Origin of the sequence: Alcanivorax jadensis T9, from assembly GCF_000756655.1 — a bacterium.
Classification (GTDB): Bacteria; Pseudomonadota; Gammaproteobacteria; order Pseudomonadales; family Alcanivoracaceae; genus Alcanivorax; species Alcanivorax jadensis.
The window spans coordinates 69,762-83,029 of the sequence record NZ_ARXU01000001.1 but is presented as its reverse complement, the minus strand read 5'-3'; the positions used below and the strand labels follow the sequence as shown (position 1 = coordinate 83,029).

Annotated in this window: 11 protein-coding genes; all 11 read right to left on the bottom strand. The window is 58.6% G+C overall.

The genetic code is table 11. The annotated features are described in order from the left end of the window. Positions 1-42: 42 nt before the first annotated feature. Positions 43-657 carry an SPOR domain-containing protein gene (locus T9A_RS00390; protein WP_232221936.1) on the bottom strand — a complete coding sequence of 205 codons (615 nt, stop codon included), beginning with the start codon at positions 655-657 and terminating at the stop codon, positions 43-45. Continuing rightward, entirely contained in the window at positions 650-1,885 is a 1,236-nt protein-coding gene (locus tag T9A_RS00385) for a bifunctional folylpolyglutamate synthase/dihydrofolate synthase (protein WP_035244156.1), read from the bottom strand. The genes T9A_RS00390 and T9A_RS00385 overlap by 8 nt, the downstream gene beginning before the upstream one ends. After that, positions 1,878-2,759: an acetyl-CoA carboxylase, carboxyltransferase subunit beta gene (gene accD / locus T9A_RS00380; protein WP_035244153.1), complete on the bottom strand. Its 882-nt coding sequence runs from the start codon at positions 2,757-2,759 to the stop codon at positions 1,878-1,880. The genes T9A_RS00385 and accD overlap by 8 nt, the downstream gene beginning before the upstream one ends. A 12-nt stretch (positions 2,760-2,771) precedes the next feature. Next, positions 2,772-3,575, bottom strand: coding sequence for a tryptophan synthase subunit alpha (gene trpA, locus T9A_RS00375; protein WP_035244152.1), 804 nt, complete (start codon positions 3,573-3,575; stop codon positions 2,772-2,774). A 9-nt stretch (positions 3,576-3,584) separates the two neighbouring features. Next, positions 3,585-4,796: a tryptophan synthase subunit beta gene (gene trpB / locus T9A_RS00370; protein WP_035244150.1), complete on the bottom strand. Its 1,212-nt coding sequence runs from the start codon at positions 4,794-4,796 to the stop codon at positions 3,585-3,587. Then, the gene (locus tag T9A_RS00365) at positions 4,789-5,445 is read right to left on the bottom strand and encodes a phosphoribosylanthranilate isomerase (protein ID WP_035244146.1); all 657 of its coding nucleotides are present in this window, start codon (positions 5,443-5,445) and stop codon (positions 4,789-4,791) included. The genes trpB and T9A_RS00365 overlap by 8 nt, the downstream gene beginning before the upstream one ends. Before the next feature lie 86 nt (positions 5,446-5,531). Further along, on the bottom strand, positions 5,532-6,335 hold the full coding sequence (truA, locus tag T9A_RS00360; protein WP_035244144.1) for a tRNA pseudouridine(38-40) synthase TruA: 804 nt from the start codon (positions 6,333-6,335) through the stop codon (positions 5,532-5,534). A gap of 226 nt (positions 6,336-6,561) precedes the next feature. Further along, the gene (locus T9A_RS00355; RefSeq protein WP_232221935.1) at positions 6,562-9,645 is read right to left on the bottom strand and encodes a FimV/HubP family polar landmark protein; all 3,084 of its coding nucleotides are present in this window, start codon (positions 9,643-9,645) and stop codon (positions 6,562-6,564) included. Between the two features lie 206 nt (positions 9,646-9,851). Next, positions 9,852-10,865 carry an aspartate-semialdehyde dehydrogenase gene (locus T9A_RS00350; protein ID WP_035244143.1) on the bottom strand — a complete coding sequence of 338 codons (1,014 nt, stop codon included), beginning with the start codon at positions 10,863-10,865 and terminating at the stop codon, positions 9,852-9,854. Between the two features lie 126 nt (positions 10,866-10,991). Continuing rightward, complete coding sequence (gene asd, locus T9A_RS00345; protein ID WP_035244141.1) at positions 10,992-12,104, bottom strand: aspartate-semialdehyde dehydrogenase; 1,113 nt, start codon at positions 12,102-12,104, stop codon at positions 10,992-10,994. A 62-nt stretch (positions 12,105-12,166) separates the two neighbouring features. Further along, complete coding sequence (gene leuB, locus T9A_RS00340) at positions 12,167-13,243, bottom strand: 3-isopropylmalate dehydrogenase (RefSeq protein ID WP_035244139.1); 1,077 nt, start codon at positions 13,241-13,243, stop codon at positions 12,167-12,169. Between the last annotated feature and the right edge of the window lie 25 nt (positions 13,244-13,268).

Here is a 13,268-nt window from a genome sequence, read left to right as displayed (position 1 = left end):
CAGGAGCACTTGCCCATGGATACACCAAGTGGGCGGCAGGAATCAGGGAGCATAAATCCGCACCAACCCCTTGAAGCCAAAACGACTATCATCCGCCAGCTGCTGGCGGGTTCGCTCGGCATCCTTCTTGTGGATTTCCGGCCCCACCATGACCCGATGAACCACCTTGCCATGGTGGCTGTCGGTTTCGCTGTAGGCCCGATAACCAGCGGCTTTCAGCTTTTCCACCACACCTGCAGCATTATCAGCACTGGAATAACTGCCCACCTGAACCACGAAACCGGCCAGAACCGGGCTATCATCCGGTTTGACGGGTGGTGGCACTGGCGCGTCGTCGATAACCGGCTCTGCCTGGCTATCTTCACGGTCATCAGCATCAGATTCACCGGCGCTGTCCGTCTCGGCCCACAACTGCTCTTGCGCAGCCTCTTTGACAGCCTCGCGCTCGGACTGGATGCGTTCTGCTGCAGCGCTTTCCATCTCTTCAGAGACCACCGGTTCTACATTCACCGCAGTCATCTCTGGTTGATCCGGTATTTGCATATCCAGCGCATTACGAATCTGCTCCGGAGACCGGAACACAAAGGGCGCCAGGACAGCCGCCAGAAGCAACAACAGGACAATGCCGATAATGCGCTGGCGGGTTCGTTTATCCACCTTGCTCTCCCCTCGCTTCCGCAACGGTATAGAAAGACCCGAAGATTAGCACCTGATCGCTGCTCTGTGCAGCGTCCAGGGCACCCCTCAGTGCCTCGGAGACACTCTCATACTGACGGCATTGCGCCTGCGCCGGCAAGGCAGCTGCCAGCCGGGATGGCGATGCAGCCCGGGCCATGGCCGGGGCGGCGAGGTGCCAGCTTACTGACTGACCGGCAAATAACGCCACCACCTCATCAATCGGCTTGTCTGCCATCATTCCGAACACCAGATGCCGCCGGCCTTCGCAGGGCGGCAACAGTTGCAGGAAGCGGGTCACCGCCGCCAGATTGTGGCCCACATCAAACCAGCATAGGTGTCCCTGCAGCTGGCGAAATTCACAACGCCCGAACAGAGCCACATCGGCCACCGCTGCGCAGTCCTGTGTGGTAACCGGGACGCCAACCAGGGCAAGCGCCTGACACGCGGTCGCCAGGTTATCCCGACCCAGGGTCACCATGCCGGGAAAACCCAGCTCGCGACCATCACAGAGCGTCACACCCTGCTCATTGAGGCGAAACTCTCGCCCGGCAAACACCGGCTCAACGCCATAGCTGTCTGCCAGGGCCGGCAGATTGTGAGGCCAGTCTGCCTCACCAAAAATCAGCGGTCTGCCGGGACGGGCAATGCCGCACTTTTCCCTCGCTATGGCCTCGCGGGTGTCACCCAGCCAGTCCTGATGATCCAGTCCCACAGAGGTGACCACTGCCACATTCGGGTCCACGATATTCACCGCATCAAGCCGGCCACCCAGGCCGACTTCCAGCAGTACCAGATCCCCCTCGCTTTGCCGGAACAGCAACAGCGCCGCCAGGGTACTGAACTCGAAATAGGTCAGGGAAACGTCCTGGCGTGCCCGCTCCACCTGCTCAAACGCCTCACAGAGCTGCTGATCCGAGGCCAAGCCACCGGGCAGACGCACGCGCTCATTGAAACGATGCAGATGAGGAGAGGTGTAGAGACAGACTCGACGGCCATGACGCTCGGCCAGAACCTGCATCAGGCGCAGGGTGGAGCCTTTTCCATTGGTGCCAGCCACGGTGATCACCGGCACCGGCATGGCATCCACACCAAGACGGCAGGCCACCTGGTGGATGCGTTCCAGACCCAGTTCGATTTCGGTGGGATGCATGGCCTCAATCCGCTCCAGCCAGGCGGCCAGAGCGGAAGCGGCAGAGTCTTCAGTCATCAACGGTCTGGAGGGGCCAGCCCATCATGTTCGCCAGCAGGCGATGGAGGGTATCGCGCATATCGTGGCGAGACACGATCATGTCGATGGCACCGTGATCAACCAGGAATTCACTGCGCTGGAAGCCTTCGGGCAGTTTCTGTCGCACGGTCTGTTCAATCACCCGAGGCCCCGCAAAACCGATCAAGGCATTGGGTTCAGCCACATTTACATCACCGAGCATGGCCAGGGACGCGGAAACGCCGCCGTATACCGGATCAGTGAGCACGGAAATAAAGGGTAGGCCCGCCTGACGCATCTTTTCCAGCGCCGCACTGGTCTTGGCCATCTGCATGAGGGAGAACAGGGCCTCCTGCATACGCGCGCCGCCACTGGCAGAGAAACACACCAACGGAAGCTTCTGCTCCAGGCACACATCCACGGCGCGGACAAAACGCTCGCCGACCACCGAGCCCATGGAACCACCCATGAAGTTGAACTCGAAGGCACAGGCCACCAGGGGCTCACCGTGCAGGGCCCCTTTAAGGACAATCAGCGCATCGTTCTCTTCAGTGGCTTTCTGGGCAGCAACCAGCCGGTCCTTGTACTTTTTGGAGTCCTTGAACTTGAGACGATCCACTGGCGCCAGTTCGGCACCGATTTCCGTCTGCGGCCCCTCGTCCAGAAACAGCTTGAGCCGCCGCCGGGCATTGATGCGCAGGTGATGCTCACACTTCGGGCAAACATCCATGTTGCGGTCCAGTTCGGGCCGGTACACCACCCCGTCGCAGCGTGGGCATTTACGCCACAGCCCCTCGGGAATGTTGTTGCGCCGGTTTTCCTGGGGGCGACGTACTGCAGGCAGGATTTTCTCCAGCCAGTTGCTGTTGCTCATGCAAAGGTCCCGTTACTGATCCATAGCGTTGCGCATGGCGGCCAGGATGTCACTGATGGCCTTATTGATCGCCCCCGGGTTATCCGGATTGGCAGCGATCTGGTTCACCAGAGCACTACCTACGACCACACCATCGGACACCCGGCTCACCGCCTGTGCAGATTCAGCGTCTTTGATACCAAAGCCGACACCAATGGGCAATTGAGCAAGGTTGCGAATTGTTTCAACCCGTCCAGCCACCTCGTCCACATTCAGTGATGCGGAGCCGGTCACGCCCTTCAGGGAGACGTAATACAGGTAGCCGGAGCCGGCCTTGCCAATCAGCTTGATACGAGCATCCGAGGTAGTCGGTGCCACCAGAAAAATCATGTCCAGCTCGTGAGCATCCATCACCGGCTTGATTTCCAGGGCTTCTTCCGGAGGCAGATCCACCAGCAGAATGCCATCCACACCGGCTTGCGAGGCGGCCTTGGCAAAGCTTTCATACCCAAGCGCTTCCACCGGGTTCAAATAGCCCATCAGCACTACCGGCGTCTGGGTATCCCGCTCGCGAAATTCCTTTACCATGGCCAGCACGTCATGGGTAGACGTGCCGTGGGCCAGGGCCCGCTCACAGGCCTTCTGGATTACCGGGCCATCGGCCATGGGGTCCGAAAAAGGCACACCCAATTCAATGATGTCGGCCCCCGCTTCCACCATGGCATGCATCAACGGCACCGTCACTTCCTTGCTGGAATCACCGGCGGTCACAAAGGGAATCAGAGCCTTGCGCTTCTGCTCGGCCAACCGCTGAAAACAGCTTTCAATACGACGCATTACTGCTCCTTAAAATTCAATGCCATCGATGGCGGCGACAGTCAGAATATCCTTGTCTCCACGACCGGACAGATTGATAACGATGTCCTGATCCGGTGACATGGTCGGAGCCAGTTTGCGAGCATAGGCCAGCGCATGGGCCGACTCCAGGGCCGGCATGATGCCCTCTACCTGGGTCAGCTCACGGAAAGCCGAGAGGGCTTCCTTGTCATCCGCCGACACATACTTCACCCGCCCCAGATCCTTGAGCCAGGAATGCTCTGGCCCCACACCGGGATAATCCAGCCCAGCAGACACGGAATGGGTTTCGATGATCTGGCCGTTATCGTCTTCCATCAGGTAGGTACGGTTACCGTGCAATACACCCGGACGGCCGGCACTCAAGGGCGCCGCATGGCGGCCGGTTTCGATACCGTCACCCGCAGCTTCCACACCATACATGGCCACACCATCATCATTGAGGAAAGGATGGAACAGGCCAATGGCGTTAGAACCGCCGCCGACACATGCCACCAGCGCATCAGGCAGCTTGCCGGCCTGCTTGAGGCTCTGCTCGCGGGCTTCGCGACCGATCACGCACTGGAAGTCACGCACCAGTAGCGGATACGGATGCGGGCCGGCCACGGTACCAATGATGTAGAAGGTGTCATCCACATTGGTAACCCAGTCACGCATGGCCTCGTTCATGGCGTCTTTGAGGGTTTTTGAACCGGACGTGACCGGAATCACCTCAGCGCCAAGCAGCCTCATGCGATAGACGTTGAGCTTTTGCCGCTCCACGTCCTCCGCACCCATATACACCTGGCACTCGAGACCCAGGCGGGCCGCCACAGTGGCCGTTGCCACACCATGTTGTCCTGCTCCGGTTTCTGCAATCACCCGCGGCTTACCCATATGCTTGGCAAGCAGGGCCTGGCCAATGGTGTTGTTTACCTTATGGGCACCGGTGTGATTGAGGTCTTCACGCTTGAGCCAGATCTTTGCCCCGCCGAGCTGCTTCGACCATCGCTCCGCCAGATACAGCGGAGACGGACGGCCAACATAGTGGGCCAGGTCGTAGTCGAAATCCGCACGGAATTGCGGATCATCCTTGAGACGCTCATACATGGCGGCCAGATCGTCCAGAGCCCCCATCAGGGTCTCGGAAACAAAACAGCCGCCAAACTGGCCGAAATGGCCTCGGGCGTCAGGAAAAGCAGAAAAATCAGGGCGTTCAGACACCAGCTACTCCTCGTATTTTCGCACTTTTGATAAAGGCGCGGATGGCGGACGGGTCCTTGACCCCTCCACTGCGGCCGCCCTGAACAGTCCTCTGCTCAACGCCGCCACTGACATCCACCGCCCAAGGCCGCACCTGTGCTACGGCATCGGCCACATTGCCCCGGTGCAGGCCACCGGCCAGCACCACGGGAAGGGGCAGATCCTTGGGTAATCTGCCCCAGTTAAACGTCTCACCGGTACCACCGGGCACACCGGGCACATAGCTATCGACCAGAAGCCCTGCCGCCTCACGATACTCCATCGCGCAGCGATACAAATCCACATCATCTTTCATGCGCACCGCCTTGATCCACGGACGCGAAAAACGGGTGCAGAACTGCGCGGGCTCATCACCATGAAATTGCAGCAGATCCAGCGGCACCTGAGCCAGCACATGGTCAATGGTGGCTTGCGACGCATTCACGAACAAACCAACCGTGGTCACAAACGGTGGCAAGCTGGCGCATATTGCCGCCGCCCGGGCGACCGTAACGTAACGGGGGCTGGGCTCGTAAAATACCAGACCAATAGCATCGGCACCGGCGTTTGCTGCCGCCAGTCCATCCTCGATGCGGGTGATGCCACAGATTTTGACCCGGGGTATGGTCATGGGTTCTCCAGTGTATCAAAAGCCCGGCGGATTAGGGATGTTTCGGGGCATTGGCAATAAATCATTTACCACTGCCCGGCTGCTCATTATGCCTCAAGGGAATCCGGCAACCACAGGGGGCCAAGCGGCTCTCTGGGTAAATCGAAATGGTCCGGGTATTCGATGTCGACGAGGTACAAGCCAAATGGTGGTGCCGTTGCAGCCCCCTTGCGACGGTCCCCGGATTCCAGCACCTCACGAGCCCAATGGGCGGGTCGCTTACCCGCCCCGATCGTCATCAGCACGCCTGCTATATTACGCACCATATGCATCAAGAAGGCGTTAGCATGAGCCTCCAGCACGATCACCTTGCCAAATTCATGCAGTTTCAGACTGTGCAGTGTCTTGTGCGGTGACTTCGCCTGACAGTGCACACTGCGGTAAGCAGTAAAATCGTGGCTGCCGACCAGGTGACCGGCTGCTTCACGCATGGCGTTGAGATTCAGCGGCCGATAATTCCAGGTAACCTGATTGCGATACAGGGCCGGTGGGCGTGGGTGGTTGTAGATCACGTATCGATAGCGGCGACTGACAGCAGAAAAACGCGCATGAAATTCTTCGCTCACCGGAGTGGCCCAGCGAACGGTCACATCCCGAGGCAGGTTGGTATTGCCACCCATGATCCAGCTTTTCATTTCCCGGGGAGCATCGGAGTCAAAATGCACCACCTGACCGGTGCCATGCACGCCGGCATCAGTGCGACCAGCACAGACCACCGACACAGGATGGTCCGCCACTTTCGATAGCGCCTTCTCAAGGCATTCCTGCACAGTTCTTACGCCGGCTTGCTGGGTCTGCCAGCCGCGAAAGTCGGTACCGTCGTATTCAATTCCAAGGGCGATCCGGGCCATGGCAACCTCAGTTAAAAGGTCAAAGCTGAAAGTTAAATCGCGAACCAAAGTGCCAACCAGCAGATAAGATGGAGCCACACTTACCAGCCCTGCTTTGCGGGCAGGGTGCTCAACGTCAAACAACACCCCGCCACACACTGTTTCAACCCTGAACTTCCAACTCGCAGCTAAACAAAAAGGGGGCGATACCATAAGGCATCGCCCCCTTATTTCCTAGCAGTAGAGGTTAACCAACCTGCCCCATCAGCTCACGGGCTTCCGCCTGTTGCTGATCGCTACCTTCAGAGATCACCTCATTGAGGATATCACGAGCACCTTCGCTGTCGCCCATATCGATATAGGCCTTGGCCAGGTCCAGCTTGGTAGCGTTTTCGTCGGTCTCCCCGAGGAAGTCGAAATCGTCCTCGTCGCCCAGCACATCGCCGGTCACCGCCTGCGGTTCCGGAGACGATGCAATCTCCTCAGCCGGCTCAGCAGGAGCTACCGGGGCTTCCGGTTCCGGCTCAGGAGTCGGAGCTTCTTCCCGGACAGAATCCTCGTCCAGAGAGAGGTTGTCACCCTCACCCTCCAGTTCCAGGTCTTCATCACCCAGCAGATCTTCCAGGGAGGCAGCCTGCTCGGATGCCGGTGTCGGTTCATCAGCGGGCATTTCCAGATCCAGATCGGCGAGATCATCCTCTGTGTCACTGTCCGCAGAACTGGCCAGGGATTTCTCCGCTTCATCCAGTTCAAGGTCCAGATCAGCCAGGGTGTCATCGGCGCTGTCGTCAGAACCGCCATCCAGGTCCAAATCATCCAGGGAAAGATCCAGCTCTTCCTTGTTATCTTCGCTGTCGCCGGACTCATCGAACTCGAGGCTCATGTCATCCAGATTCAGATCCCCGTACTCGGCATCACCATCGCCCATGGAGGAACTGCTGACATCGTCCAGTTCCAGAACAGGGCTGGCAGCCAGGGACTGCTTGTCCGCGTCGGACAGAGGTATTTCCTGCCCGGCTTCCGTTTTGCTGTCGTCTTCAAAATCCAGGCTGAAATCATCATTCAGAGAGGCCGTATCCTCGGAAGGATCCAGCATCAGAGTGTGATCTTCACTGTCGCTGCCCTCATCCGCATCCAGCTCGAAATCGAAATCAGCCAGCTCATCGTCCTGATGCCCTTTCGCCTGGTCATCAGAGGCGTCGGTGGACAATTCCGGCTTATCGGCCTGCATGGTGGGGACATCGTCATCCAGACCGGAGGACAGGCCCATTTCAAGATCATCCAGGGACAACGCTTCATCATCGCTGTCTGATGTCTGGGATGGAACACTGCCGCCCAGACGGGCAATGGCTTCATCCACCTCGGCGGAAGTGCCAGCAAAAATGCTGGTCTGCTGTTGGAAGGCAGCATCGTCATTCATTTCCTTGAGCAGCTCCAACAAGCGAACTTTCAGATCGGCCCGCTGAGGATGCTTGTTGATTTCGTTGCGCAGGAAATCCACCGCCTGCGGGTAGCGGCCATAGGCCACATAGACTTCCACGTCTTCCAGCGGATCCTGGCTGCTACTCTGCTCCGGAACGTCAGCTTCTTCATCGTGGTCAGCGACGGCACCGGTAGCGACATTGTCATCGTCCAGGTTGAGGCCAAATTCGTCCTGACCGTCATCGTCCAGATCTTCAAAAAGAGCACCATCAGTCTCGTCGTCACCACCGTCCTTCTTCTTGCCGCGCAGCAGCAGGAAGAGCAATAACAGGATGGCAACCAAGCCCAGAGCGATATACATCAGGTTGTCGAGCAACAGGGCAACGATGCCGCCCTGCTGCTCCTGGACGGGAGGCTGCGCAGGTGCCACCGGCTTTGGCTTGACCACTTCTGGCGCTTTTTCCACTGCAGGCTCAGCCGCAGTAACGGTGGCATCAGTATTGTCCTGTGCGTCACGGTCCGCACCTTCCGCATCATCAGCGGCTGCAGAGCCATCCTCGGTAACGCTGGCATCTGTTTGCGCCACAGTAGCACTGTCAGCGTCGTCGCCCGCGGTCGGCTCGGAAGCCTCGTCACCGTTAGCCGTTATGTCATCGTCGCTAGCAACAGTGGAATCAGTTTCTTCATCTGCAGTCGCCACAGGTTCAGCTGGCGCTTCCATAAGCGGATCATCGCCTTCCACAGCGACACCCTGCTCTTCACGCAACTTGCGGAGTTCTTCCTGCAATTGAGCAATCTGATCGTTACGCAGCTTCAGCAATTGCTCGCTGGTACGGGTTTGGCCTTCAAGGTCATCCAGACGGGATTTGAGCTCGGAATTTTCCCGGTCAAGACGGTCCAGATTCTCGTCACGAATGGCCAGCTCATTCTCAAGCACTGCGGTATTGGCACTGCCATCGCGGGCCGAGCCGGTGCTGTCACCGTCATCTACACCAGCAGTGGATTCCGGGGAAACCAATTTCACCTGGCCAGTGGTCGGACCCTGCTCATCGTCATCGCTGCCGGCAGCCTGGCGGCTACCATCAAGCTGGGCACGCTGTTGAGGGGCCTCAATACCACGGGCCTCCAGCATCTCGCGCCATTTACGATTCTGGTCAGCCACTTCCACAATGGCATTGCGGGTAGAGATATTGCGCACTTCCTGTTCGTTGGGAATGCGCAGCACCGTCCCTTCCCGAACCAGGTTGACGTTATTGTTGATAAAGGCGTCAGAATTCATGGTCTGGATAGCGACCAGCATCTGCTGCACGGACACACTTTCTGCAGGACGGTTGTCGAGGGCGATACGCCACATGGTGTCTGAGGCTTTCACCGTGTAGGTGTTGCGCTGGCCGCTATCCGCCACCGGCGCCGGCGCCGGGCTTGCAGATTCTGACGGGGATGACTGGGCGACCGGACGGCTCGGCGCGGCTTGCGGCTCAGGTTCTGCCTCAGTGCGGGTTACCGGCTGTGGTGCCCGGCTGATGGTCGGAGCGGCTGTAGAAGCGCTGTCGGCATAGCTGGGCGGGTCCAGCAGCACCGTGTACTCACGCATCAGTCGACCGGTCGGCCAGAGAAACTCCACCAGGAAATTCAGATAGGGTTCGCGAACTGGTTGATCCGTAGTGACATGTAGCCGCGCCTTGTCACCGGCCTGCAGCTCGACCGCAAAATCCATACGGTTGAGGAAATAGGCACGATCCACCCCGGCTGCGTCGAATTCGGCCTGCGACGCCAGGTTCACGAGGATTTCCTCTGCGGTCAGATCCCCAACCTCATGCAGGGAAATTTCCATATCCAGGGGTTGATTCAGGTAGGAATTCAGCTCGTATTCCCCAACCCCTAAAGCCGCCGCAACGCCTGGTGACATGATTACCAGTGCGGTTAAGCCAAACCCAAGTTTTCGAAGCATGGTCGAACCCTTTATTTATTATGTTTCCCGCGCTCAGCCCGATCCCGCGGGCGCTACCGGACGAACCCGAGGCGGCAAGCAGTCCTATGACGCTGATCACACATTCTGCCCCAGGCTGGACTCAAAACCTAGAAACCGCGTCACATAATGTCAGTAAGTATCCATTACAGATAGTCTTTTAGCAACTTCTCGACCACCTTCACCGCGTTAAGAGCGGCCCCCCAACGGACATTGTCGGCGACGCTAAAATAGCTCAAACCGCCGCTGCCTTCCATGTCTTCCCGGGTTCGAGAAATCCGCAGGCGCGGCTCCCCTTCCACCGAAGCCACCGGGGACATTGCCTGGGGGTCGTCATTTTCCAGCACATCCAGATCATTCTGCCCCTCCCAGACCGACAGCGCCTGCGCCATTGCCAGGGGCTGAATGCTACGAACCGACACACTCTGCCCATGGCCATAGAAGACCGGCACCCGCACCGTGGTGACCTGAACCGACAAGGGCTGGTCGGCCAGCACACGGCGGGTTTCCAGCATCAGCTTGAGCTCTTCGCTGGTAAAACCGTTTTCTTGAGCCTGGCCGCTAAGCGGCAGTGCATTAAAGGCAATCTGGGCCTGGGCCGCCTCGCTGGGCGACAGGCCATTAAGCAGGCGCACGCTCTGCTGGGCCAGTTGATCCACCCCGCTCCTGCCAGTCGCAGACACCGCCTGAAGCTGGGTCACCACCACTTCCTGCAGCGGGGCCATATCAGCAAGAGGCTTGAGAGCCCGCACCAGCTGGACGGTGGCGGCATCCGCACAGGCTACCAGGTTGTTTTCCCGGGCCTGACCAAGCAGCTCATCGTTAACATCAGCCACCAGCAACGGCACATCGGATTCGTAACGAAACGCCGGTGACAAATCCACCACCATCGCCCCTGCTTCGGCAGCCCGGGGCGCCAATTGCTGACTCACCGTGGCGCCAGCGGCAAACAGCGCCACCTCCACTTGTGAAAAGTCGAAATCTTCGGTTTTCTTTACGGTCAGCGATTTGCCGCCGAAGGACACCTTGCCCCCTGCCCCGTTTTCAGATGCCAACACAAAAAGCTCGCCGACCGGAAATTGCCGATCTGCCAGCAGCTTGATAATGGCCTCGCCGACCAGTCCGGTTGCACCGACAATGGCAAGATTGATTGAACGCATAGAAACCTCGCGACAACGATGCTGCAGGAGCGCTGATAACATCCCCCACAAATACAAACGCGGGCACGGCCTTGATACTACCTCGGCCCTGCCCGCGCTTTTCTACTTTCACTATTTAGCAGCTTATCAACGCTCCATAAGGATACGCAGCATGCGACGCAGCGGCTCCGCCGCGCCCCACAAAAGCTGGTCGCCCACGGTAAAGGCATTCAGGTACTCGCCACCCATGTTGAGCTTGCGCAAGCGACCTACCGGGACGCTCAGGGTACCCGTCACCGTCGTGGGAGTCAGATCCCGCAGGGTAGCCTCTTTTTCGTTGGGCACCACTTTCACCCAGTCATTGGCCTTGCCGATGATCTCGTAGATTTCATCCAGCGGCACATCGCGGGTGAGCTTCACTGTCAGGGCCTGGGCGTGGCAGCGCATGGCGCCGATACGCACACAGGTGCCATCCAGAGCAATGGGATCCGCGGCACGACCCAGAATCTTGTTGGTTTCTGCCTGGGCTTTCCACTCTTCCTTGCTCTGACCATTTTCCATTTCCTTGTCGATCCAGGGCAGCAGGGAGCCCGCCAGGGAATGACCGAAATGTTCCGTGGGCAGATCGCTGCTGCGCATGGTGGCCGCCACCTGGCTGTCGATATCCAGGATCGCACTGGACGGATCCCCCAGCTTGTCTGCCACATCGCCATGAATCTTGCCCATCTGGGCAATCAGCTCACGCATGTTCTGGGCGCCGGCACCAGATGCCGCCTGATAGGTCTGGGCACTCGCCCATTCAACCAAGCCTTCATTGAACAGGCCACCCAGGGCCATCAGCATCAGGCTGACGGTGCAATTGCCACCCACATAATCCTTCACACCCTTATCCAGGGCACTGTCGATCACATTACGGTTGACCGGATCCAGCACGATAACGCTGTTGTCCGCCATACGTAGGGCAGAAGCAGCATCAATCCAGTAACCGTCCCAGCCGGCTTCACGCAGCTTGGGATACACCTCATTGGTGTAATCGCCACCCTGACAGGTCACGATCACATCCAGGGTCCTCAGCTCATCAATGCTCTTGGCATCGCCCAGGACAGGAATATCCTTGCCCACATTGGGGCCCGCCTGACCGACCTGGGAGGTCGAGAAAAAGACCGGTTCGATATCTGCAAAATCATTTTCGGCAATCATGCGCTCCATCAGAACGGAACCCACCATGCCACGCCAGCCGACAAAACCGACTTTCTTCATTGGAAAACTGTCTCCTGAAAGGATTGCCCTTTCTATCTGTGAATAAACGGGTGAACGCGCTATTACGCCTGGGCCAGAGCTTCGGCCACGGCGTTACCCATCTCTTCAGTGCCCACTTTGCGAGTGCCCTCGGTGTAGATGTCCGCAGTACGCAACCCCTGATCCAGTACTCGCTCTACCGCAGCTTCAATGGCATCCGCCACATCGCCGCGCTCCAGGCTGTAACGCATCAGCATGGCCAGCGACATGATGGTCGCCAGCGGGTTGGCTGTGCCCTGGCCGGCAATATCCGGTGCCGAGCCGTGGCAGGGTTCGTACAAGCCCTTGCGGTTCTCGTCCAGGGACGCGGAGGGCAGCATTCCGATGGAGCCGGTGAGCATGGCGGCTTCATCGGAGAGAATGTCACCGAACAGGTTACCGGTGACAATCACATCAAACTGTTTCGGCGCACGCACCAACTGCATGGCCGCGTTGTCCACATACATGTGGGACAACTCGATCTCCGGATAGGCCTTGGCCTCCTCGGTGACCACTTCTTTCCAAAGTTCGGTGACTTCCAGCACGTTGGCCTTGTCCACCGAACAGACTCGCTTGTCACGCTTCATGGCCAGCTCGAAAGCCACCTTGGCGATACGGCGCATTTCCGACTCGGTGTACACATAGGTATTGAAACCTACGCGCTCGCCGTTCTCTTCCTTGATACCACGGGGCTGACCGAAGTAGATGCCACCGGTCAGCTCGCGCACGATCAGGATATCCAGCCCGGAAACCACTTCAGGTTTCAGGCTGGAAGCATCCGCCAGTTGCGGAAAGAGGATCGCCGGGCGCAGATTGGCAAACAGGCCCAGCGAGGAACGCAGGCGTAGCAGGCCACGCTCCGGGCGCTTGCCCCGCTCAATGGCGTCCCATTTGGGGCCACCGATGGAACCGAACAAAATCGCATCTGCAGCGCGGGCCTTTTCCAGGGTACCTTCCGGCAGCGGATCACCTTCCGCGTCCACCGCCGCGCCGCCCACCAAGGCCTCATCCAGCTCTACATCGAGGCCAAATTTCTGTTTGGCGACATTCAGCACCTTCACCGCTTCATCCACGATTTCCGGGCCGATACCGTCACCGGGCAACACCAGTACCTTGCTCATTACCTGCTTCCTGTTTACTGCTTGA

Bases quoted from the DNA above. Each gene is read 5' to 3' on its own strand.
- T9A_RS00385 (WP_035244156.1), bottom strand. From the start codon at position 1,885: ATGACTGAAGACTCTGCCGCTTCCGCTCTGGCCGCCTGGCTGGAGCGG.
- truA (WP_035244144.1), bottom strand. From the start codon at position 6,335: ATGGCCCGGATCGCCCTTGGAATTGAATACGACGGTACCGACTTTCGC.
- trpA (WP_035244152.1), bottom strand. From the start codon at position 3,575: ATGCGTCGTATTGAAAGCTGTTTTCAGCGGTTGGCCGAGCAGAAGCGC.
- accD (WP_035244153.1), bottom strand. From the start codon at position 2,759: ATGAGCAACAGCAACTGGCTGGAGAAAATCCTGCCTGCAGTACGTCGC.
- T9A_RS00350 (WP_035244143.1), bottom strand. From the start codon at position 10,865: ATGCGTTCAATCAATCTTGCCATTGTCGGTGCAACCGGACTGGTCGGC.
- T9A_RS00355 (WP_232221935.1), bottom strand. From the start codon at position 9,645: ATGTCACCAGGCGTTGCGGCGGCTTTAGGGGTTGGGGAATACGAGCTG.
- asd (WP_035244141.1), bottom strand. From the start codon at position 12,104: ATGAAGAAAGTCGGTTTTGTCGGCTGGCGTGGCATGGTGGGTTCCGTT.
- leuB (WP_035244139.1), bottom strand. From the start codon at position 13,243: ATGAGCAAGGTACTGGTGTTGCCCGGTGACGGTATCGGCCCGGAAATC.
- T9A_RS00365 (WP_035244146.1), bottom strand. From the start codon at position 5,445: ATGACCATACCCCGGGTCAAAATCTGTGGCATCACCCGCATCGAGGAT.